This window comes from Pseudomonas sp. MDT1-16, from assembly GCF_054898115.1.
Genome location: NZ_CM142717.1, coordinates 2,413,460 through 2,436,716 on the forward strand (window position 1 = coordinate 2,413,460; position 23,257 = coordinate 2,436,716).

General features: G+C 58.3%; 17 protein-coding genes and 1 pseudogene. 11 read left to right on the top strand and 7 right to left on the bottom strand.

The window, feature by feature from the left end:
* Positions 1-55: 55 nt before the first annotated feature.
* Positions 56-493: a universal stress protein gene (locus ACYZT3_RS10790; protein ID WP_462032074.1), complete on the bottom strand. Its 438-nt coding sequence runs from the start codon at positions 491-493 to the stop codon at positions 56-58.
* 104 nt (positions 494-597) lie between these two features.
* On the opposite strand from ACYZT3_RS10790, the gene ACYZT3_RS10795 reads away from it, so the two are divergent.
* From ACYZT3_RS10795 to ACYZT3_RS10825, 7 genes are all read left to right on the top strand, one after another.
* Complete coding sequence (locus ACYZT3_RS10795; RefSeq protein ID WP_282380383.1) at positions 598-1,035, top strand: hypothetical protein; 438 nt, start codon at positions 598-600, stop codon at positions 1,033-1,035.
* Between the two features lie 541 nt (positions 1,036-1,576).
* Entirely contained in the window at positions 1,577-3,724 is a 2,148-nt protein-coding gene (gene fadB, locus ACYZT3_RS10800) for a fatty acid oxidation complex subunit alpha FadB (RefSeq protein ID WP_282380382.1), read from the top strand.
* Positions 3,725-3,756: 32 nt separating this feature from the next.
* Positions 3,757-4,932 (top strand): acetyl-CoA C-acyltransferase FadA, encoded by a 1,176-nt coding sequence (gene fadA, locus ACYZT3_RS10805; RefSeq protein ID WP_010456360.1) that lies wholly within the window; start codon positions 3,757-3,759, stop codon positions 4,930-4,932.
* Between the two features lie 96 nt (positions 4,933-5,028).
* Positions 5,029-5,265: a DUF1653 domain-containing protein gene (locus tag ACYZT3_RS10810; RefSeq protein ID WP_007953059.1), complete on the top strand. Its 237-nt coding sequence runs from the start codon at positions 5,029-5,031 to the stop codon at positions 5,263-5,265.
* 114 nt (positions 5,266-5,379) lie between these two features.
* Complete coding sequence (gene topA, locus ACYZT3_RS10815; protein ID WP_282380377.1) at positions 5,380-8,007, top strand: type I DNA topoisomerase; 2,628 nt, start codon at positions 5,380-5,382, stop codon at positions 8,005-8,007.
* 138 nt (positions 8,008-8,145) lie between these two features.
* Complete coding sequence (locus ACYZT3_RS10820; RefSeq protein WP_462032075.1) at positions 8,146-8,670, top strand: DUF6586 family protein; 525 nt, start codon at positions 8,146-8,148, stop codon at positions 8,668-8,670.
* A gap of 154 nt (positions 8,671-8,824) precedes the next feature.
* The gene (locus ACYZT3_RS10825) at positions 8,825-9,058 is read left to right on the top strand and encodes a hypothetical protein (protein WP_140893639.1); all 234 of its coding nucleotides are present in this window, start codon (positions 8,825-8,827) and stop codon (positions 9,056-9,058) included.
* 94 nt (positions 9,059-9,152) lie between these two features.
* Here ACYZT3_RS10825 and sulA read toward each other — a convergent pair whose 3' ends face one another.
* Both sulA and lexA read right to left on the bottom strand, forming a co-directional pair.
* Positions 9,153-9,626, bottom strand: coding sequence for an SOS-induced cell division inhibitor SulA (gene sulA / locus ACYZT3_RS10830; protein ID WP_282380369.1), 474 nt, complete (start codon positions 9,624-9,626; stop codon positions 9,153-9,155).
* A gap of 10 nt (positions 9,627-9,636) precedes the next feature.
* A complete protein-coding gene (gene lexA / locus ACYZT3_RS10835; protein WP_007933171.1) occupies positions 9,637-10,245 on the bottom strand; it encodes a transcriptional repressor LexA in 609 nt (202 codons plus the stop codon).
* Positions 10,246-10,474: 229 nt separating this feature from the next.
* Between lexA and ACYZT3_RS10840 the strand changes: the two genes are divergently transcribed.
* The 3 genes from ACYZT3_RS10840 (at position 10,475) to ACYZT3_RS10850 (ending at position 13,101) form a co-directional block, all read left to right on the top strand.
* Positions 10,475-11,182: a TetR/AcrR family transcriptional regulator gene (locus tag ACYZT3_RS10840; protein WP_007933170.1), complete on the top strand. Its 708-nt coding sequence runs from the start codon at positions 10,475-10,477 to the stop codon at positions 11,180-11,182.
* A gap of 170 nt (positions 11,183-11,352) precedes the next feature.
* Positions 11,353-12,351: a beta-N-acetylhexosaminidase gene (gene nagZ / locus ACYZT3_RS10845; protein ID WP_462032361.1), complete on the top strand. Its 999-nt coding sequence runs from the start codon at positions 11,353-11,355 to the stop codon at positions 12,349-12,351.
* A 12-nt stretch (positions 12,352-12,363) separates the two neighbouring features.
* The gene (locus ACYZT3_RS10850) at positions 12,364-13,101 is read left to right on the top strand and encodes an S-methyl-5'-thioinosine phosphorylase (RefSeq protein ID WP_282380364.1); all 738 of its coding nucleotides are present in this window, start codon (positions 12,364-12,366) and stop codon (positions 13,099-13,101) included.
* A gap of 27 nt (positions 13,102-13,128) precedes the next feature.
* Here ACYZT3_RS10850 and ACYZT3_RS10855 read toward each other — a convergent pair whose 3' ends face one another.
* Complete coding sequence (locus tag ACYZT3_RS10855) at positions 13,129-13,401, bottom strand: hypothetical protein (protein WP_462032445.1); 273 nt, start codon at positions 13,399-13,401, stop codon at positions 13,129-13,131.
* On the opposite strand from ACYZT3_RS10855, the pseudogene ACYZT3_RS10860 reads away from it, so the two are divergent.
* Positions 13,384-16,109, top strand: a pseudogene (locus ACYZT3_RS10860) (DEAD/DEAH box helicase). The gene ACYZT3_RS10855 and the pseudogene ACYZT3_RS10860 overlap by 18 nt on opposite strands.
* A gap of 143 nt (positions 16,110-16,252) precedes the next feature.
* Here ACYZT3_RS10860 and ACYZT3_RS10865 read toward each other — a convergent pair.
* The 3 genes from ACYZT3_RS10865 to mfd are packed head-to-tail and all read right to left on the bottom strand — an operon-like array spanning position 16,253 to position 22,981.
* Positions 16,253-18,943, bottom strand: coding sequence for a DEAD/DEAH box helicase (locus ACYZT3_RS10865; protein ID WP_462032076.1), 2,691 nt, complete (start codon positions 18,941-18,943; stop codon positions 16,253-16,255).
* Between the two features lie 11 nt (positions 18,944-18,954).
* Positions 18,955-19,521, bottom strand: a complete 567-nt coding sequence (locus ACYZT3_RS10870; RefSeq protein WP_282380360.1) for a CsiV family protein — start codon at positions 19,519-19,521, stop codon at positions 18,955-18,957.
* A gap of 10 nt (positions 19,522-19,531) precedes the next feature.
* Positions 19,532-22,981 (bottom strand): transcription-repair coupling factor, encoded by a 3,450-nt coding sequence (mfd, locus tag ACYZT3_RS10875; RefSeq protein WP_282380358.1) that lies wholly within the window; start codon positions 22,979-22,981, stop codon positions 19,532-19,534.
* Positions 22,982-23,257: the final 276 nt, after the last annotated feature.

Below are 23,257 nucleotides of genomic sequence, written 5' to 3' on the forward strand. Positions count from 1 at the left end.
GCTATAAAAAAGCCCGGCGTTCAGTGATGAGCGCCGGGCTTTTCGTAGGAGTCGTTTAGCTTCTGACCAGGCGCACCGCGAGCACATCGCATGGCGCACCGTGCAGCACGTCATTGGCGGTCGAACCCAGCAGCAATGCCAGGCCATGTCGGCCATGGCTGCCCACCACGATCAGGTCGCAGGTTTGTTCCTTGGCCAGGTGGTGGATCTCCTGGCGTGGCTGACCGTAGGTCAGATGGCTGTATTCCTTGGAGAGCTCCGGATACTTCACGATCAGTCGGTCCAGGCGTTCCTTGGCCTGATCAAACTGCTGTTGTTGCAGTTGTGACAGGTCCATGGGGACGTCGCCGCCAAAGGCCATGGCCATCGGCTCGACAATATGCACCAGGGACAATTTCGCGCCGTTGCTCAGCGACAGTTCGCGAGCGCGGTGGATGACAGGATCGCACTCTTCGGTTAGATCTACAGCGACCAGAATGTGGGTGTAGGGCATGAGGTGCTCCTCCTGAGGATTGCAATATTGGTAAGTATGGCTGGTTTCAAGCGCATTGGTTTCAAAGTGATTCAATGCGCTCATCAAAAATCGGGAGTACACATATGACGGTCTGGATAGTGGTGTCAATCCTGCTGGTGGTTCTGAGTCCGCTGGCATGGTTGCGGCCGTCACGCCACCAGAGCGGTCGCATGTCCCTGCGCATGGAGGCGCGACGCATCGGATTGGCGATGCAGCTGGCGCCCCAGGAGTGGCCGCACTGGCTGAGCCAGGAGCCGCCGAGCCCTTGCGCGCAGTACCATCGGCCGCGGCGTGGCAATCAGCCGGCGTGCTGGAGTTACTGGCAAAAAGCACCCGGTGTATGGGTCAATCAGTGGCAGGAGGTCTGCGAGGATCGAGCGCTGCTTAATCATTTCGAAAAATTACCAGCTAACGTTTACAAAATCGAAGCGGACAAGCAGATGATCACTTTGTATTGGGGTGAAAAGGGCGAAGCGACGGTTTTGCAGGATATTGATGCGCTGCTGAAAGCGCTGGCATAAATCGCGGAAATTTCGCGCCGCAATGGCGCGAAACGTCCGGCAGGCAGGCAATAAAAAGCCCGGCATAATCATCGGGCTGGAGTTGGCCAGGCAGGCCGGTAATTCGGTGTGGAGCTGATCTTACGCTGGGCACTCGCCAAAAGCGTTGATGTTTATTCCTCAAGGTCCCGCCGGCGTAGCTTGTTAAACAAAGGCTGCAGCGAATTAGGGCGACTTTTCTAACTATTGATCCTATGAATAGCCTCACATGCAGCGGCGTGTTGCAGGTCTTCGCGGTACGGAAATGACCGGAAAGTCGCTTTTCAACCAGTATTTTGGGCGATTGACAATTGTCGGAAATTCCGTGAAGGTGACATACCCAAATCAAACGGGCGTATGAATTGAGCGTTTGTATTACAGACCGCTCCTACAGAATCCCGACTATCGCGTTGGCGGGTGTGCCGGGTGGATTGGCGTTAGCATCGACGATAAACGTCTCTGCCGAGCCATTCGCCTGCGTCCGACGTGTACTGTTCAGCTTCCATATCGTGGAGATCAGTTGATGATTTACGAAGGTAAAGCCATCACGGTTAAGGCTCTTGAAAGTGGCATCGTCGAATTGAAATTCGACCTCAAGGGTGAGTCCGTCAACAAGTTCAACCGTCTAACCCTGAACGAACTGCGTCAGGCCGTAGACACTATCAAGGCAGATGCTTCGATCAAGGGTGTGATCGTCAGCAGTGGCAAGGACGTGTTCATCGTCGGCGCCGACATCACCGAATTTGTCGAAAACTTCAAGCTGCCTGATGCAGAGCTTGTTGCTGGCAATCTGGAAGCCAACAAGATTTTCAGCGATTTCGAAGACCTCAATGTCCCGACTGTCGCCGCGATCAACGGCATCGCCCTGGGTGGCGGTCTGGAAATGTGCCTGGCGGCGGACTACCGCGTCATGTCCACCAAGGCCAAGATCGGTCTGCCGGAAGTCAAACTGGGCATCTACCCGGGCTTTGGCGGTACCGTGCGCCTGCCGCGGATCATCGGTGCCGATAACGCCATCGAGTGGATTGCCGCCGGCAAGGAAAACCGCCCTGAAGATGCGCTGAGAGTCGGCGCAGTCGACGCCGTGGTCGCCCCAGAGAAATTGCACGAAGCGGCGCTGAACCTGGTCAAGGGCGCCATCTCCGGCGAATTTGACTACAAGGCCAAGCGTCAGCCGAAACTGGAAAAGCTCAAGCTCAACGCCATCGAACAAATGATGTCGTTCGAAACTGCCAAGGGTTTCGTGGCAGGGCAGGCTGGCCCGAACTACCCGGCGCCGGTTGAAGCGATCAAGACCATCCAGAAAGCGGCGAACTTCGGTCGCGACAAGGCGCTGGAAGTCGAAGCCGCCGGCTTCGTCAAACTGGCCAAGACCCCTGCCGCGCAGAGCTTGATCGGTCTGTTCCTGAACGATCAGGAACTGAAGAAAAAGGCCAAGGCCTACGACGAAATCGCCAAAGACGTGAAGCAGGCTGCCGTATTGGGCGCCGGCATCATGGGGGGCGGCATCGCTTATCAGTCGGCTTCCAAAGGGACGCCGATCCTGATGAAGGACATCAACGAGCACGGCATCGAGCAAGGTCTGGCGGAAGCCGCCAAACTGCTGGTAGGCCGCGTTGATAAAGGTCGCATGACCCCGGCGAAAATGGCTGAAGTGCTTAACGGCATTCGTCCGACCCTGTCCTACGGTGATTTCGGTCACGTCGACCTGGTGGTTGAAGCTGTCGTCGAGAACCCTAAGGTCAAGCAAGCCGTTCTGGCCGAAGTCGAAGACAAGGTCAAAGAGGACACCATCCTCGCGTCCAACACATCGACCATTTCCATCACCTTGCTGGCGAAAGCCCTCAAGCGTCCGGAAAACTTTGTCGGCATGCACTTCTTCAACCCGGTGCACATGATGCCGTTGGTAGAAGTGATCCGTGGCGAGAAGTCCAGCGAGCTGGCCGTTGCCACCACCGTTGCCTACGCCAAGAAAATGGGCAAGAACCCGATCGTCGTGAACGATTGCCCGGGCTTCCTGGTCAACCGCGTGCTGTTCCCGTACTTCGGCGGTTTCGCCAAACTGGTCAGCGCCGGTGTGGACTTTGTCCGTATCGACAAGGTCATGGAAAAATTCGGCTGGCCAATGGGCCCGGCCTACCTGATGGACGTGGTCGGCATCGACACCGGTCACCACGGTCGTGACGTGATGGCTGAAGGCTTCCCTGATCGCATGAAAGACGACCGTCGTTCGGCTATCGACGTGCTCTACGAAGCCAAGCGCCTGGGCCAGAAGAACGGCAAGGGCTTCTACGCCTACGAGACCGACAAGCGCGGCAAGCAGAAGAAAGTCGCCGACCCGTCGGTGCTGGAAGTGCTCAAGCCGATCGTTTACGAGCAGCGCGAAGTCACGGACGAAGACATCATCAACTGGATGATGATCCCGCTGTGCCTGGAAACCGTGCGCTGCCTGGAAGACGGCATTGTCGAAACCGCTGCCGAAGCCGACATGGGTCTGGTCTACGGTATTGGTTTCCCTCCATTCCGTGGCGGTGCGCTGCGCTACATCGATTCGATCGGTGTTGCAGAGTTCGTTGCCCTGGCTGACCAGTACTCTGATTTGGGCGCGCTGTACCACCCGACCGCGAAGCTGCGTGAAATGGCCAAAACCGGCCAACGGTTCTTCGGTTAAGCGTCCAAACACTTGAGCGAGAGTGAAATTTTATGAGCTTGAATCCAAGAGACGTCGTGATTGTCGACTTCGGTCGTACTCCGATGGGCCGCTCCAAGGGCGGCATGCACCGCAACACCCGCGCCGAAGACATGTCAGCGCACCTGATCAGCAAATTGCTGGAACGCAACGTCAAGGTTGATCCGAACGAAGTCGAAGACGTGATCTGGGGCTGTGTGAACCAGACCCTGGAGCAGGGCTGGAACATCGCTCGCATGGCGTCCCTGATGACTCAGATCCCGCACACCGCTGCCGGTCAGACTGTCAGCCGCCTGTGTGGCTCGTCGATGAGCGCATTGCACACTGCCGCGCAAGCGATCATGACTGGCAACGGTGACGTGTTCGTGGTGGGCGGCGTCGAGCATATGGGCCATGTGAGCATGATGCACGGTGTCGATCCGAACCCGCATATGTCGCTGTACGCGGCGAAAGCCTCGGGCATGATGGGCTTGACCGCTGAAATGCTGGGTAAAATGCACGGCATCACTCGCGAACAACAGGACGCTTTTGGCGTGCGCTCCCACCAGCTCGCTCATAAAGCGACGCTGGAGGGCAAGTTCAAAGACGAAATCATCCCGATGCAGGGCTACGACGAGAACGGTTTCCTGAAACTGTTCGATTACGACGAAACCATTCGTCCGGAAACTACCCTGGAAAGCCTGGCGGCTCTCAAGCCTGCTTTCAACCCTAAGGGCGGCACCGTGACAGCCGGTACTTCGTCGCAGATCACCGACGGTGCTTCGTGCATGATCGTGATGTCGGCACAGCGTGCACAGGACCTGGGCATCCAGCCTTTGGCGGTGATTCGTTCGATGGCGGTAGCAGGTGTGGACCCGGCAATCATGGGCTATGGTCCAGTACCGGCTACACAGAAAGCACTGAAGCGCGCAGGTCTTGGCATTAACGATATCGACTTCTTCGAGCTCAACGAAGCTTTCGCCGCACAGGCCCTGCCAGTGCTGAAAGATTTGAAAGTACTCGACAAGATGAACGAGAAGGTTAACCTGCACGGCGGCGCGATCGCCTTGGGTCACCCGTTCGGTTGCTCCGGTGCGCGTATCTCCGGCACCCTGCTGAACGTGATGAAGCAAAATGGCGGTACCTTCGGGGTAGCTACCATGTGCATTGGTCTCGGCCAAGGCATCTCCACCGTCTTCGAACGCGTTTAAGCGTTTCGTTGAAGGAAGCCGGGGCCAAGTGCCCCGGTTTTTGTTTTTCTGATTTTATTTTTTTTATTTTGAAAAGATTTGAGTGAGGGCCAAAGCATGCCGATACAACCTGGGCTCTACCAACATTACAAAGGTCCGCAGTACCGCGTGTTCAGCGTTGCACGGCATTCTGAAACCGAAGAAGAAGTGGTCTTCTACCAAGCCCTGTATGGCGATTACGGCTTTTGGGTGCGTCCCTTGAGCATGTTCCTGGAGTCGGTCGAGGTTGACGGTGAACAGGTGCCACGCTTTGCTTTGGTGCAAGCCGAACCGAGCCTTTTTTCGAAGCCATAAGCTGAGTGCGCGCAAAACCCTGCGCTTGACCTCACCTTGTAGCCACTATATATAGCGGTGCCGCGTCAGGCGCCAACCGCCTTTCACTTCTAGAATTCAGGAATTTTCTGATCCATGGGCAAATCGCTGGTCATTGTGGAATCCCCGGCTAAGGCCAAGACCATCAACAAGTATCTGGGTAACCAATACGTGGTGAAGTCGAGTATCGGCCATATCCGAGACCTGCCCACCAGCGGTTCGGCTAGCGCCAGCAAAGAGCCAGCCGCCAAGCGCGGCAAGGCCGCCGCGGGTGAGGGTCCGGTGCTCACGCCGAAAGAGAAGGCGCGCAAGCAGCTGGTCTCGCGCATGGGTGTCGATCCCGATCATGGCTGGAAAGCCAAGTACGAGATCCTCCCGGGCAAGGAAAAGGTCATCGAAGAGCTGCGCCGGCTCGCCAAAGATGCTGACACCATCTATCTCGCAACCGACTTGGATCGCGAGGGGGAAGCCATTGCCTGGCACCTGCGCGAAGCCATAGGTGGTGATGACAGCCGCTACAAGCGCGTGGTGTTCAACGAAATCACCAAGAAGGCGATTCAGGAAGCCTTCTCGAAGCCGGGCGAGCTGGATATCGATCGTGTAAACGCCCAGCAGGCGCGTCGTTTCCTCGACCGTGTGGTGGGTTACATGGTTTCGCCACTGCTGTGGGCCAAAGTGGCCCGTGGCTTGTCCGCTGGTCGCGTGCAATCGGTTGCCGTGAAGTTGGTGGTCGAGCGTGAGCGCGAAATCCGCGCGTTCAACCCGGAAGAATACTGGGAAGTTCACGCCGACCTCGGCACCGCCAAGGGCGCAACCGTGCGCTTTGACGTGGCTCGCGAGAAAGGCGAAGCCTTCAAGCCGCTCAACGAAGCCCAAGCGATGGCCGCGCTGGAGAAGCTCAAGGCTTCCAGCTACAGCATCGTCAAGCGCGAAGACAAACCGACCAGCAGCAAGCCGTCGGCGCCTTTCATCACGTCCACTCTGCAACAGGCTGCGAGTAACCGCCTCGGCTTCGGCGTGAAGAAAACCATGATGATGGCCCAGCGTCTGTACGAAGCCGGCTACATCACTTACATGCGTACAGACTCCACCAACCTCTCGGTTGATGCGGTGACGATGGCGCGTACTTATATTGAAGGCGAATTCGGCAAAAAGTACCTGCCGGAAAACCCGAACGTCTACAGCAGCAAAGAAGGCGCACAAGAGGCTCACGAAGCGATTCGTCCTTCCGACGCCAATACCGAGCCAAGCAAACTGTCGGGCATGGAGCGTGACGCAGAGCGGCTTTACGAGCTGATCTGGCGCCAGTTCCTCGCTTGCCAGATGCTGCCGGCCCAATACCTGTCGACCACGGTGACCGTGGGTGCCGGTGATTTCGAGCTGCGTGCCAAGGGCCGCATCCTGAAGTTCGACGGTTACACCCGCGTCATGCCGCAAATCGCCAAGCCTGGTGATGACGACGTGCTGCCGGACATGGCTCAGGGCGACGCGATGAAGCTGATCAAGCTTGATCCGACCCAGCACTTCACCAAGCCGCCGGCGCGTTACTCGGAAGCCAGCCTGGTTAAAGAAATGGAAAAACGCGGCATCGGTCGTCCTTCGACCTACGCAGCGATTATTTCGACCATCCAGGACCGTGGCTACGTGGCGCTGCACAACCGTCGTTTCTACTCGGAAAAGATGGGCGACATCGTTACCGAGCGTTTGGCCGAGAGCTTCTCCAACCTCATGGACTACGGCTTCACCGCCGGCATGGAAGAGAACCTCGATGACGTGGCCCAAGGCGAACGCGACTGGAAAAGCGTGCTCGACGAGTTCTATGGCGACTTCAAGAAGAAACTCGAAGTAGCCGAAAGCGCCGAAGGCGGCATGCGCGCCAACCAGCCGGTGATGACTGACATTCCGTGCGTGTTGTGCGGTCGTCCGATGCAGATTCGTACCGCATCGACCGGCGTGTTCCTCGGCTGCTCGGGCTACAGCCTGCCGCCAAAAGAACGCTGCAAGGCCACCGTCAACCTGGTGCCGGGCGACGAAATCGCGGCGGACGACGAGGGTGAATCGGAGTCGCTGGTGCTGCGTGGCAAGCACCGCTGCCCGATCTGCAGCACAGCGATGGACGCTTACCTGCTGGATGAGAAGCGCAAGCTGCACATCTGCGGTAACAACCCGGATTGCTCAGGTTACGAAATCGAAGAGGGCACTTATCGCATCAAAGGCTATGAAGGTCCGAGCCTGGAATGCGACAAGTGCGGCAGCGAGATGCAGCTCAAGACCGGCCGTTTCGGCAAGTTCTTCGGTTGCACCAATGCGACGTGCAAGAACACCCGCAAACTGCTGAAAAGCGGTGATGCAGCGCCGCCGAAGATGGATCCGGTGAAGATGCCTGAGCTGAAATGCGAGAAGGTCAACGACACCTACATCCTGCGCGACGGAGCTTCCGGCTTGTTCCTGGCGGCCAGCCAATTCCCGAAAAACCGCGAGACGCGTGCTCCGCTGGTCATGGAAATTGTGCCGCACAAGGATGAGATCGATCCGAAGTATCACTTCCTCTGTGATGCACCGAAGAAAGATCCGGACGGCCTCCCCGCTGTGATCCGTTACAGCCGCAAGACCAAAGAGCAGTACGTGCAGACTGAGGTCGACGGTAAGCCGACTGGCTGGAAGGCGTACTACGACGGCGGCAAGTGGAAGGTTGAAGACAAGCGTCCATCAGCCAAGGCTTAAAAGGCGCTGTACAAAAGGCCGCATGACAACCCTCGGGTTTTCATGCGGCCTTTTGTTTTGTGCTTGCGGTGTACTTGGGTGATCCATGACACTGTCTGACCTGCGTGAAGCAATTATTTCGTTGTGGAGGCTGCCGTCATGGCCCACGAACTCTATACCCGTACCAACCAGAAGATTTACTTCGCCGGCCTGTCGCTGGAAGCGCTCGCCACTGCAGAAGAGGGGCGTGCGATGAACTCGCTGGCGCTGATTCAGGCCGGACGCGAATCGGCGTTATTTCACTTGTACGGTGCGTTGCTGGGACTGTGCCATGAAATCGCCGGTTTCTATCGCTTGCCTCAGGCCAATGCACCTCGGGCCGAGTTGCTGCTGACTCGCGAAGTACTGGAAGCCATCGCGATTCCAGAATTGGCCGAGATGGTTGAGTTGGCACAAAATTCTGAAACCTGGCTGGCCAAACTGCTCGCGGCTCATGCTGCGCTGTTTCAGCCGCCACGGGCGCCGCATAAGCCTAAGGGTGACGTGACGCAACCGCTGATCCTGGCCGTTAACCTGGATGAAGAAGAGGCTTCGCAAGAGCTGAGCCGGGAAGAGCTGGAGAGTTGGCGTCAGAACCTCAAAGGCCTGGCGATTCGCTTTCGCGAAGGGTTGAACGAATGCTGAAGGATCGAGCGGAATAACGGATGGCCCTGTGGGTTGTTCGCTCAGGGATGAGAGCTGTCGGAAATTTCTCTTTGTAGTGGCATCTGGTCAAGATCCCGAGCGGAGCCTGGCCGATGCCTATATAATCCCCGCCTTTCGTGGAGAACAGACCTTTATGCCAACGTCCTTTCTAGAAATTGTCGAGTTACCAGACGGCCGTATCGAGCTGCGCAGGGCCGAGGACGAGGGTTCTCTGGTTACTTTGGATTTCTCCGAGGATGCCAAAGCGTTCCTGCAAGGCCAGCACGTTGAGGTCGCGAAGGCGATGCTGAGTGTCGGCGTTCAGATGGCCGGGCGCCTGGTTGAAGGCGAATTCAATACAGATGAGGGATCACGGGTTCTTCATTGATACCGCTCGTCGTTTTTTTGCTGGTATTGCTACAGGTCGGCTTCTCTATCCTTGGAGAAGCCCTGCGCTATTCAAAGCGCATATTGTTTGTCAGTTAGCCCAATCGAATATTCAGACTTTGTGCGTCCCCGATCCGGGCGGCGCTGATCAACTGTTGCCGTGAAGTTGTGCTCAATGGGTTGAGCCAACTGACCACCGTGTGGCTGCGGCCCAGGCGCAAGGCCTCGCAGGTCAACTGCTGTGCGCTCTGAGCGCCACGTGGTTGCAGCAGCAGGATGCGTTCGCGGTTAAGGCCGGCGTCCCGCAACCAGGTCTGGGTGAGGCTGGCGGGCGGGGCGATCAGCGTCAACCAGCGCGCGTCCAGTTCCTGGCTCAGTTCCCTGAGGATCGGCGCAAGAAGGTTCAGGCAGTTCCCGGCTGCACCACGCAGCGACAGCTCACTGAAGACTTCGGGCTCGGCGCTCCAGGGTGACTCGACCACGTCTTTCAGGATCGGCGCCAACGGCTGCACCATGAAAGCCTCGAACAGCGGCAGTTGGGCTTGCTGTGATGTGTGTGGGAACTGCATAAAGCCTCCTTTAGCGGCGAATGACGCCGACACTCAAGCCTTCGATCACCAGTTCCTGATCTTTCAGGTTCACTTCGATAGGGGCGAATTCAGGGTTTTCCGCAATCAACCAGACCTTGCTGCCATCGCGCTTGAAGCGCTTGACGGTCACTTCGTCGCCGATCCTCGCCACTACGATCTGGCCGTTGCGGGCTTCACGGGTGGTGTGCACTGCCAGCAGGTCACCGTCGAAAATGCCCACGTCCTTCATGCTCATGCCATGAACCCGCAGCAGATAATCGGCGCGAGGATGGAAGAACGACGGGTTGATGTTGCAGGACTCTTCGATGTGTTGCTGGGCTAGGATCGGAGCACCGGCAGCCACTCGGCCAATAATTGGCAGGGTGGACTCGTCGGCTTTGGCTTCGAAGCCGGGAATGCGAATGCCACGGGAAGCGCCGGGCGTCATCTCGATCGCACCCTTGCGAGCCAGCGCCTTGAGGTGTTCTTCCGCAGCGTTGGGTGACTTGAAACCCAGTTCCTGAGCGATTTCCGCACGGGTGGGCGGGTAGCCGTTGTCTTCGAGGCAACGTTTGATGAAGGCCAGAATCTCTGCTTGGCGTGGCGTCAGCTTTAGCATATTGATCGCTCTGTCTTTTTATACAGTGACTGGGATTATATACAGTGAAACAGTATTGGCAATGCCCCTTTTTTTGCCGACCGCCAGACGGTCGATCAGCCTGCTGATTCACGCTTGGAAGTTGTATGGTTAAATAGCTGACCGACCATTCCCAAAACGAACGGGCAGGCTTGACATTGCACAGGCTGAAACGTATGTTTCAAACAAGTGTTTGTCAGGCGGAGTAGCCATGGCCCAGTCGGAAACCGTTGAACGCATTCTTGATGCTGCCGAGCAATTGTTCGCGGAAAAAGGTTTCGCTGAAACCTCATTGCGTCTGATCACCAGCAAGGCCGGTGTCAATCTGGCGGCGGTGAACTATCACTTCGGCTCGAAGAAGGCGCTGATCCAGGCCGTTTTCTCGCGCTTTCTCGGGCCGTTCTGCTTAAGCCTTGATAAAGAGCTGGAGCGGCGTCAGGCCAAGCCAGAGAACAAGCCGACACTTGAAGAACTGCTGGAAATCCTCGTCGAGCAAGCCCTGGTGGTGCAACCACGCAGCGGTAACGATCTGTCGATTTTCATGCGTTTGCTGGGTCTGGCTTTCAGTCAGAGCCAAGGGCACTTGCGGCGTTATCTGGAAGACATGTACGGCAAGGTGTTCCGCCGCTACATGATGTTGGTCAACGAAGCGGCACCGCGTATTCCGCCGATTGAGCTGTTCTGGCGCGTGCACTTCATGCTCGGTGCCGCCGCGTTCAGCATGTCCGGTATCAAAGCCCTGCGCGCAATTGCCGAGACCGACTTTGGCGTCAACACCTCCATCGAGCAGGTCATGCGCCTGATGGTACCGTTCCTGGCTGCCGGCATGCGTGCCGAAACCGGCGTCACCGACACGGCCATGGCCACTGCGCAGTTGCGGCCGCGCAGCAAATCGACCCCGGTTGCCGCCAAGGTTTAACCGCGCACGGGTGGGCGCGGCAGCTGACATCCGCTAAGCTAGCCGCCCATGCCGACTCTCGTTCTGAACCTGTTCCCCATTTATGCCGCCGACCTGCCGGGTACAGCCCGTGGCGGTGAATTCGTGCGAGCCGGGTTTATCGTTATCAAGGAATCTCTATGACTGCTGGCCTGCAAGGCTCGTTGATGGTGGACGTCGCCGGTACCTGGCTGACGGCTGAAGATCGCCAATTATTGCGCCAACCTGAAGTGGGCGGCCTGATCATTTTCGCCCGCAATATCGAACACCCGCGCCAGGTGCGCGAGTTGAGTGCCGCAATCCGCGCCATTCGCCCTGATTTGCTGCTGGCCGTCGACCAGGAGGGTGGCCGGGTTCAGCGTTTGCGTCAGGGCTTTATAAGGCTGCCAGCCATGCGCGCCATCGCTGACAACCCGAATGCCGAATACCTCGCCGAACAGTGCGGCTGGATCATGGCGACTGAAGTGCTGGCCGTCGGCCTCGACCTGAGCTTCGCTCCGGTGCTGGACCTCGATTATCAGCGCAGTGCCGTGGTCGGCACCCGTTCATTCGAAGGTGACCCCGAGCGCGCTGCGTTGCTGGCCGGTGCATTTATTCGTGGCATGAACAGCGCCGGTATGGCCGCCACCGGCAAGCACTTCCCCGGTCACGGTTGGGCCGAAGCGGACTCCCACGTCGCAATCCCTAGTGACGAGCGCAGCCTTGACGAGATCCGCGCCAACGACCTGGTGCCGTTCGCCAAATTGAGCAAACAATTGGCTGCGGTCATGCCGGCCCACGTTATCTATCCGCAAGTCGATTCCCAGCCCGCCGGCTTCTCTCGCCGCTGGTTGCAGGAGATTCTGCGCGGTGAGCTGCAATTTGACGGCGTCATCTTCAGCGACGACCTGTCCATGGCTGGTGCCCACGTGGTCGGCGATGCTGCCAGCCGTATCGAAGCGGCGCTGACGGCCGGTTGCGACATGGGCCTGGTGTGCAACGATCGCGCGGCCGCCGAACTGGCCCTGAGCGCCGCCCAGCGTCTGAAGGTAAAACCGTCCGAGCGCATCGCGCGGATGCGCGGCCAGTCATACGCCAACATCGAATACCGTCAGAACCCGCGCTGGCTCGCAGCGGTCGGCGCGCTCAAAGAAGCTCAACTGATTGAATAAGGACTTTCCGTTATGACGGTTTACGCGATTATCGGCGGCACCGGCCTGACTCAACTCGAAGGCCTGAGCATTCGTCAGTCATTGGCGGTGGACACCCCTTACGGCGCGCCTTCGGCTGAAGTGCAGATCGGCGAGTACGCCGGCAAAGAAGTGCTGTTCCTTGCGCGCCACGGTCATCCTCACCGTTTTCCGCCGCATCAGGTGAACTACCGCGCCAACCTCTGGGCGCTGAAGCAGGCCGGTGCCGAAGCGATTCTCGCGGTCAACGCCGTGGGCGGGATTCATGCCGCGATGGGCACCGGACATTTCTGCGTCCCGCATCAGTTGATCGACTACACCAGCGGTCGCGAACACACTTATTTCGCCGATAATCTCGAACAGGTCACCCACATCGATTTCAGCTATCCCTACAGCGAAGCCCTGCGTCAGCAGCTGATCGCGGCATTGGCGGCTGAAGGCGTTGGTTTTAGCAGTCAAGGCGTGTACGCCTGCACCCAGGGGCCACGTCTGGAAACCGCAGCGGAAATTGCGAAACTGGAGCGCGACGGATGCGACATCGTCGGCATGACCGGAATGCCGGAAGCGGCATTGGCTCGCGAGCTGGAACTGGATTACGCCTGTCTGGCGTTGGTGGTGAACCCGGCAGCGGGCAAGTCCACGTCGGTGATCACCATGGCCGAGATCGAGCAAGCGTTGCATGACGGGATGGGCAAGGTGAAGTCGACGTTGGCGCGAGTGCTGAAAAGCTGAGTTGGGTACCGGTAAACTTCAGTCACTTTAAGAAGCGTTGATTTTATGCTGACAATTATTGAGCAGCTTCATGAACTGCCGTGGACGGAGGCGTTCAGTCGTCGCTCTCTGGATAAGGCTTGCGGATACGGGCAGGACAACAGGGTGCAGATCCGCAAAGTCGAGGACACTTTCATCTTCGCGACGTGCAAAGGCTCCCAAGGAAACGTCTACGAGCAAATCATTGAGCTTATCCAGGTTGTCGGTGAGTTTGAGCTGGCCTGCAGCTGCTCTTGTCCTGTGGTGGTCAATTGCAAGCACTGCGCAACCGTGCTTTACAGCTTGCAAGAACTCCCCGGGGACTCATTCAAAAGTGACGCTCCGGCCAAGCTGAATCTTGAGTTAGAGCGCTGGCTCGATGGTATTCCCCTTGAGACCGAAAATCGCGATGGGGTTGCTCAGAGTGTCGGCACGTGCTGGGTATACAAACTCAAAGCGGCGGCTTCCGGCCTCAATGGCGGAGCGACCACGCACCAGAAGAAACGGTTCTTGCACTGGAACCCTTGTACTACCTGGACCGCGAGCGGATGGAGATCGGACTGCTGCAAGGCGAGTTGGACGAGAAACTGGCTTGCCATTTGTCATTGGCGCCTGAGATTCCGGCGCGCCAGGCCATGCAGTTCAGTCATCGCATCAGTGCTGTGACTCGCGTTGTGCCCCCTCCGCATGCACTGATCGAGCGGATAGTCGATGACATCGAACCCCAAGCCTTTCTGACGCTTGCCAGTACCAACCGTTTCAGACACTGGAAGTATGAGCCCGAGCACCGCGCCGCGTTGGCGTTTACCTACAACGGCCATGTGGCGGCGGACAAGAAATCCGCGGAACTACTGATTCTGTCCGGCACCGAAACCCAACGCATTCAACGCAAACCCGCGGCTGAAAAAGCCTTACGCCTGGCCTTGCAAAAACAAGGTTTCAAAAAAGCTACCCGTAAAAGTGATGCGTTGCCCGATAGCGCGGGTGAAATGTTTGGTATGCCGGATGACTCGGCGTGGATTGCCTTCGTGCAATCCGGAGTGCCCGTGCTCAGAGAGGCTAATTGGCAGATCAGCATAACCGACGGCTTTCATTTCAATTTTCAGCCCGTGGATGAATGGTATGCCGACGTCGAGGAGTCTCCGGGGCGGGAGTGGTTCGATCTGCAGTTGGGCATCGTGGTCAATGGCGAGCGACACAGTTTGCTGCCGATCCTGCTGCAACTGTTGCGCAGGCAACCGCAGTTGATGGATCCGGGTAACCTGGCCTTGCGCGACGATGACGATCAGGTGCTGATCGATCTCAACAGTGGTCAACTCGGTGCCAAACCTGGCATCAAAGTCGCGCTGTCCCTCGGGCGGATCAAGCCGTTAATGGCTACGCTCAGCGAGTTGTATTTAAACGTGACCAGCGGTGATTCGCTGCGCTTGAGTGGCCCTGATGCGGCGCGCTTAAGTGCGCTTGAAGGCCTGCCATTAGTGTGGCAGGGCGGCGAGCGCTTGCGCGGTTTCGCAAAACGCTTGCGTGAATCGACTCAGCAAAACGTTGCTGCTCCGCAAGGCCTCAACGCCACACTACGGCCTTATCAGCTTGAAGGCCTGAACTGGATGCAAACCCTTCGTGAGCTGGAGGTCGGCGGTATCCTCGGCGACGACATGGGCTTGGGCAAGACCCCGCAAACCCTGGCTCATCTGCTGTTGGAAAAGCAGTCGGGTCGACTCGATCGGCCGGCGCTCGCGGTGATGCCGACCAGCCTGATTCCCAATTGGCTAGACGAAGCGGCACGCTTCACGCCGCAATTGAAAGTCCTGGCACTGCATGGCGCCACTCGGCAAAAGGACTTCATCAACCTTGCCGAATACGATCTGGTGCTGACCACCTATGCGTTGCTGCCGCGTGATCTTGAAGTTTTGCAACCACAGGTCTGGAGCGTGCTGATTCTCGATGAAGCGCAAAACATCAAAAATCCGCTCAGCTAGGCCGCTCAAGCTGCCCGGGATCTGGAAGCTCGGCAGCGTTTGTGCTTGTCCGGCACGCCGTTGGAAAATCACCTTGACGAGTTGTGGTCACTGTTTCACTTCTTGTTGCCCGGCTGGCTTGGCGACAGTAAAACCTTCAATCGTGACTACCGTACCCCGATCGAGAAGCACGGCAATATCGAACGGATGCAGCACCTGACGGCGCGGATAAAACCTTTTCTGCTGCGTCGCAAGAAAGAACAGGTCGCCACCGAGTTGCCGCCTAAATCCGAGATTGTGCATTGGGTCGAACTCAGCGATGGGCAGCGGGATGTCTATGAAACCGTGCGTGTGGCGATGGACAAGAAGGTGCGTGACGAAATTGCCCGAAGCGGCGTTGCGCGTAGCCAGATCATTATTCTCGATGCCTTGCTCAAGCTGCGTCAGGTGTGCTGCGATCTGCGGCTGATCAAAATGCCCCTGACGGCGAAAGCACTTCGTGCGGGCAGCGGCAAGTTGATCGGCCTGATGGAGATGCTTGAAGAGTTGCTCAGCGAAGGCGGCAAGATTTTGCTGTTCTCGCAGTTCACGTCGATGCTTGCATTGATTGAGGAAGAACTGCAGCGTCGAGGGATCGGTTATTCATTGTTGACGGGTGAAACGACGGATCGGCGCACGCCGGTCAAAGACTTTCAAGGCGGCAAGGTGCCGTTGTTCCTGATCAGCCTCAAGGCAGGCGGGACAGGACTGAACCTGACAGCGGCGGACACGGTGATCCACTTCGATCCTTGGTGGAATCCTGCCGTTGAAAACCAGGCGACGGACCGTGCTTATCGTATCGGTCAGGAGAAGCCGGTGTTCGTCTACAAGATGATTGCGCGCGGCACGGTGGAAGAAAAAATACAGGCGCTGCAGCAAGAGAAGGCGGCGTTGGCCGGGGCGGTGCTTGAGGGTGGGACGTCGGGTGGATGGAAGCTTGAGCAGAGTGATATTGAGGCGTTGTTTGCGCCATTGCCAGATGTGAAATCCTGATAAAGGGTTACTTCAGTCAGTCCGAGTTGAACCCTTCGCGGGCAAGCCTCGCTCCTACGCGTTTTGAGTTGATCGCGACATTTGTGGTCAATATAAAACTGTAGGAGCGAGGCTTGCCCGCGATAGCGATCTTACAGTCGCCGCTATTTTTCGAGTTTGTCCGGCAGCGGCGCAAACAACGCTTCAATATCATCACTCTGCAACTTCCAGTCCCCGGTCTTGCGCCCATCCAGCACGCCTGCCGCCAAGTCGGATTTTTCCTTCTGCAAGTGCTGAATCTTCTCTTCCACAGTGCCTCTGGCAATCATCTTGTAAACGAACACCGGCTTCTCCTGACCAATGCGATACGCCCGATCAGTCGCCTGATTTTCCGTCGCCGGATTCCACCACGGATCGTAATGAATCACCGTGTCGGCTTCGGTCAGGTTCAGGCCAACGCCACCTGCCTTCAGGCTGATCAGAAAGATCTGACGCTTGCCGCTTTGGAAGTCTTTTACCGGGGCGCGCCGGTCGCGGGTCTGCCCGGTCAGCAGCGCATAGTCGACTCCGCGCTTTTTCAACTCATCTTCAATCAACGACAGCATCGAAGTGAACTGCGAGAACAGCAGAATCCGCCGACCTTCATCGAACAGTTCCTCTAGCATTTCCATCAGGCTGTCGAGCTTGCCGGACGTGCTGCCGCGAGTGGGCAGGGCGGCGTCATTGACCAGGCGCAAATCGCAGCACACCTGACGCAGTTTGAGCAGCGCCTCAAGAATGATGATCTGGCTGCGCGCCACGCCCTTGCGGGTGATCTCGTCGCGGACTTTCTTGTCCATGGCCAAGCGCATGGTTTCGTACACGTCGCGCTGGGCTTCGTTGAGCTCGACCCAATGGATGATTTCGGTTTTCGGCGGCAGCTCGGTCGCCACCTGTTCCTTGGTTCGACGCAGCAGGAACGGTTTGATCCGGCCATTGAGGTGCTGGAGTCGTACTTCGCTGGCGCGCTTTTCAATCGGCACACGGTAATCGCGGTTGAAGCTTTTCACGTCACCCAGCCAGCCGGGCAGCAGGAAGTGAAACAGCGACCACAGCTCGCCCAAGTGGTTTTCCAGCGGTGTGCCGCTCAGGCACAGGCGCTGACGAGCATTCAACTCGCGGGCAGCCTGGGCGGCCTTGCTGTTGGGGTTCTTGATGTATTGCGCCTCATCCAGAACCAACACGTGCAATGGCTGCGCCGCCAGACGTTCGACGTCCTTGGGCAGCAATGCATAGGTGGTCAGGATCAGGTCGTAATCGGTCAGGTTGTCGAAATGCTTTTTGCGACTGGCACCGTACAGCGCCAACACTTTGAGTTGCGGTGTGAAATGCGCCGCTTCGTCGAGCCAGTTAGGAATCAAGCTAGTAGGCATCACCACCATGCACGGCCGATCGAGGCGTCCGGCGTTCTTCTCACTGAGAATGTGCGCAAGGGTCTGTAGGGTTTTGCCCAGTCCCATGTCGTCCGCGAGGATCCCGCCAACTTCCAGTTGCCGCAACGACTGCATCCAGCTCAGGCCTTCCAGCTGATACGGGCGCAAGGTCGCGTTCAAGCCTTCCGGCGCGGTCGCGGTGAAGTCCTTGATGTCCCGCAGGCGCTGGGCAAAGGTGCGAATTTGCTCGCCACCCTCCCAGAGCAACGGCAGGTCTTCCAGCGGATTCAATCGCGTGGCATCGGCCTTGCTCAGGCGCAGCGTCGTTTCGCCGGGCCCTTGCAGGTAGAACTCGCCGAGGGTCGCCAGCACCGGTTTCAATCGACCGAAGGGCAGGGCGACTTGCAGCGGGCCGTACTCAGAGTTCGGGCGATTGGGGATGTTCACCAGGATCAACTCGTCGTCGCGACGTCGTGCGAGGCGTTCCGGGTTGAGGATCTCGGAGTGGGAGCGCATCAGGTTCAACAGGATCGGCAGCAGACTCAACCGTTCGCCGTTGACGATGATTCCCAGTTCCAGATCGAACCAGTCACGCTCCGGCGCTTGTTCGACAGTGGCGTACCAATCATCCACGGCAGTCAAGTCGAAACCGAAGTCTTCGTCGATCTGCAGCTCCCAGCCCTGAGTGCGCAACTTCGGCAGTTCATTGAGGGTGAAGGTCAGCCAGGCGCTGTCGTTGACCATCTCGAAGAGCTCGCCAGCGCTTTCCGGCAAGGCCTTGCTTTGCCGGGTGGCAATTTTGAAGCCGAGGATTCGCAGCTGCTCCCTGTAGGTCTGTTCGACTTCCGGGTGGCGTTTTATCCGTAACGTTTGCGTCTCCTGACGAATCAGGATGTCGGCGTTCTTCTGCCCGGAAACGTATTCATCCAGATAGCTGAATGACAACGCCGCGCGATGCTGAATATAACGCTGCATCTTGCCATTGCGCGGTTCGAAGGCGCTGAACTCGATGCTCGCCAGCCACAAGCGCGGCACCGGTTGCACGTTATCCACCCGCACTTGCGGCGGCGCTTTCGGGCTCCGGTTTTCCAACACCGCCTGAAGTTTTTCCAGTAGCTCCGCGTCTTGCGCCGCAGCGGGGTAGGCGAGGGTTTCCTGCACTTTCAGTAGCACCGCCGCGCAGTGTTTGCAGTTGCTGTGGACCGGGCAGGTGCAAGTGGCGTCAATCATCAGCAAGGTGGCTTTGGCTGACTCGCGCAAGCGAATGGTCTGACGGTAAACGTTACCGCCAGAGCCTTCGCAGGCGGCGATGATCGTGGCATCGCCGGCCTCGACGATCCTGACACGGTTCTCCAGCGCGTAGCGGCGGCCACGCTCCAGGCTCTGTTCCTTGAATCGGCTGACCCAGGAAGGGGCCAGGGGTTTGCTCAGGGTCGCAGGCATAAGGACTTCAATCAGTCCGGAATTTCATCGGGGACTGGCCGAGGCGCAGGGGCGGTCAAGGACGTGATCTTGATCAGCAAGCCGAGGTGGCCGTTGTCGAGGAAGTTCAGCTGGCCGTTCTTGGTGTGGCTTTCCTGCTTCAGGCGTTCGCTGGCGGTGACCATGCCGTTGGCGTCGATCTGGTTGACCCAGAAGTCGGCGTCGACGTCGGTGAACCGTCCCAGTGTCAGGTTCAGCGTGCCCTCGATCGGGAATTGGCCGAACTGTTCTTTGCCCTCGCTGATCGCGACTTTGCTGGTCTCTTCACCGAGAGTCTGTTGCCAGGCCTTGTGCAGCAACACCGTGTATTCATTGCTGGCGGTGAGTTTTTCCACTTCGCCATTGAGGCTCGGCGTGCGCAGGCTGTCGGGGCTGATGGGCTGCGCTCCGGCCGCCCAGTCTTCCGGTGCGGCGCGGCTGACGATGGCGGGCACGGCGTTTTGGCGGACCAGAATCATTTCAATCTGATACAGGTCATCGGCAAATGCCGTAGGGGCGACCAAGGTTATCAACAAGGTCAGTGAGCGAAACAGGCGCATGCGGCGTCCTTCAAGCAGTTTTCGGAATGAGGTGCTCAAACAGCGCCTCTACAGTATTAAAGCGCTCTTCCGAGCGTTCCATCGGCACCTGGAATTTAAACATCGTGGCGCCTTCGAATTTGTAACGTTTGGGCTGGCTCTGGATCAGCTTGATCAGCGTCAGCGGGTCAACCGGGGTTTGCGCCGCGAACTCGATTCGACCCCCTTGCGGGCCGCCGTCGACTTTCTTGATGCCCAGTAGCTCGGCCTGCAATTTCAGTGCGGTGATGCGCATCAGGTTCTTGGTCGGCTCCGGCAACAGGCCGAAACGATCGATCATCTCCACTTGCAGGTCCTTGAGGCCTTCCTCATCGGTGGCCGAGGCGATGCGTTTGTAGAGAATCAGTCGAGCATGTACGTCTGGCAGGTAGTCCTCGGGAATCAACGCCGGTACTCGCAGATTGACTTCCGGGCCGCCACCCAGCGGTTGATCGAGATTAGGTTGTTCGCCCTTGCGGATCGACTTCACCGCGCGCTCGAGCATTTCCATGTACAGCGTGAAACCTACGGCCTGGATTTGCCCGCTCTGCCCGTCGCCGAGCAATTCGCCGGCGCCACGGATTTCCAGGTCGTTGGTGGCGAGCACGAAGCCCGCGCCAAGGTCCTGTGTATTGGCGATCGCTTCCAGACGTTTTTCCGCATCGGGAGTGATCTGCTGACGCGGCGGCGTCAGTAAATAAGCGTATGCCTGGTGGTGACTGCGACCGACTCGGCCGCGCAACTGGTGCAGCTGCGCCAGGCCGAACTTGTCCGCGCGCTCGATGATGATGGTGTTGGCGCTCGGCACGTCGATGCCGGTCTCGATGATGGTCGAGGCGATCAGCACGTTGAAGCGCTTGTGGTAGAAGTCGCTCATCACCTGTTCGAGATCGCGTTCGCGCATCTGCCCGTGGCCAATGCCGATCCGCGCCTCCGGCACCAGTTCGGCGAGGTCGGCGGCGCATTTCTCGATGGTCTTCACATCGTTGTGCAGGTAATAGACCTGACCGCCACGCAACAGCTCACGAAGCAAGGCCTCTTTGACCGTGCTCTTGTTCTGCTCCATGACGAACGTCCGTACCGACAGGCGACGGGCCGGTGGCGTGGCGATGATCGACAAGTCGCGCATGCCCGAAACCGCCATGTTCAGCGTGCGCGGAATCGGCGTGGCGGTCAGGGTGAGGATGTCGACTTCACTGCGCAGGGCCTTGAGCTGTTCCTTCTGACGGACACCGAAACGGTGCTCTTCGTCGATGATCACCAACCCCAGGTTTTTGATTTTTACGTCGTCTTGCAGCAGCTTGTGCGTGCCGATGACGATGTCGATCTTGCCTTCGGCCAGATCCGCGACCGCAGCATTTATTTCTTTGGTCGACTTGAATCGGCTCATCACTTCCACGCTCACCGGCCAATCGGCGAAGCGGTCGCGAAAGCTGTTGTAGTGCTGCTGCGCGAGCAGGGTGGTCGGCACCAGAATCGCCACCTGACGACCGCCGTGTACCGCAATAAACGCTGCACGCATCGCCACTTCGGTCTTGCCGAAACCGACGTCGCCGCAGACCAGGCGGTCCATCGGTTTCGGCGCGAGCATGTCGGTGCGCACCGCTTCGATGGTGGTTTGCTGGTCCGGAGTTTCTTCGAACGGGAAACCGGCGCTGAAGGTTGCGTAATCGGCTTTCGGGTCGGCGAACGCATAACCTTCGCGAGCGGCGCGGCGGGCATAGATGTCGAGCAGCTCGACGGCGACGTCGCGCACTTGTTCGGCGGCTTTGCGTTTGGCTTTCTGCCAGGTCTCGGAGCCGAGACGGTGCAGTGGGGCCAGGGCATCGTCGCTGCCGGTGTAACGGGCGATCAGGTGCAGGTTGGCCACCGGCACGTAAAGCTTGGCGTTTTCGGCGTATTCAAGGGTCAGGAATTCGGCGGCCTGATCGTCGATTTCCAGAATCGTCAGCCCGAGGTAACGCCCGACCCCATGATCGATGTGCACCACCGGCGCGCCTTCGCGCAGCTCGGTGAGGTTCTTGATCACGGCATCGTTGTTGGCGTCGGCGCGTTTCTCGCGGCGACGGCGCTGCATCACGCGCTGGCCGAACAACGGGCTTTCGGCGACCAGGGCCAGCGCCGGGTTGTCGAGCACCAGACCTTCGTCGAGCGGCGCGATGGTGATCGCCAAGCGCTCCTTGCTCGCGACGAAGTCCGGCCAGCTGTCGACGGTTTTCGGTCGCAGCTTCAGGCGTTCCAGCAATTCCAGTAGCACTTCACGACGGCCCGCGGACTCGGCGGTAAACAGCACGCGACCGGGGAACTCGTCGAGGAAACCCGCCAGCGCCGCCAACGGTTGAGTCGCCTTGGCTTCGATGGCCAGGTTCGGCAGCTCCCGGGCGGGGAAGCGCTCGCGGCCGACGCCGGTTTCAACGTCTTGTTGACTGGCGACCACGCGCGGCCAGTTCTTCAGTCGAGCGAAGCAATCTTCCACCGGCAGGAACAACTCGACTGGCGGTAGTAAAGGACGGGCCGGATCGACGCGGCGCTCTTCATAACGATTGCGTACGTCGTTCCAGAAGTTTTCCGCCGCCTGCTCGATGCCCGGCAAGGAAAACACTTGCGTGTCCTGCGGCAGGTAATCGAACAGCGTGGAGGTTTCATCGAAGAACAGCGGCAGGTAGTACTCGATACCGGCCGGTGTAATCCCGCTGCTCAAATCCTGAAAGATCGGGCAGCGACGGAAATCCACATCGAAACGCTCACGGAAGCGCGCCTTGAAGCGGGTGACCGCATCTTTCTGCAGTGGGAACTCGCGAGCTGGCAGGAGGCGAACCGTTTCCACTTTGTCGATGGAGCGCTGGTTTTCCGGATCGAATGTACGAAGGGTCTCGATTTCGTCGTCGAACAGGTCGATGCGGAAAGGTAATTTGCTGCCCATCGGGAACAGATCGATCAGCGAGCCGCGTACGGTAAATTCGCCGTGCTCGTAGACGGTATCGACGTAGCGATAGCCGCTGGCCTCAAGCCGGGTGCGCATTTGCTCGACATCGAGCTTCTGGCCGATGTCCAGCACCAGGCTGCTGCCGAGCAGGAATTTGGTCGGCGCCAGGCGATGCAGGGCCGTCGTGATAGGCACGACCAAAACGCCATGACTCAGCTCCGGCAATCGATACAGCGCGGAAATTCGCTGGGAAATAATGTCCTGGTGCGGCGAAAACAGATCGTAGGGCAGGGTTTCCCAGTCCGGGAAATGCAGCACTGGCAAATCCGGGGCGAAGAAGCTCAGCTCCTGTTCCAGCCGTTCGGCACTTTGGCTGTCGGCGGTCAGTAGCAGGGTAAAGCGCTTGGCCGCGCTGGCGGCCTCGGCGATGGCCAGGCTCAGGGCGGCACCGGGCAGATTGCCCCAGTGCTGTTTACCTGCCGCGGCAGGGAGAAGCGGTAGACGCAGAACGGGCACGGAAGGTTGAGCTCCAAGCGTTGCGACAAAGTCGGTAATTGTAGCGGTCTCAGGTGCCGGCTGTCAGTTGCAGATATGTCTATTACGCGGGTTGGGCGAAATGTAGTGGTAAAGACAAAATCCGGCCGTTTTTTAGTGAAAACTACCGATTATGTAGTGGCAAAACGAACAGGTGTTACGGATGGTTACGGATAAGGCAGCGCTGCCCCCAAAAAATTGACGGCGCTGGAGGCCCCGGTTTTAATGGGCTTTAGCGGTGTGTGGTTTTTTTGAAGA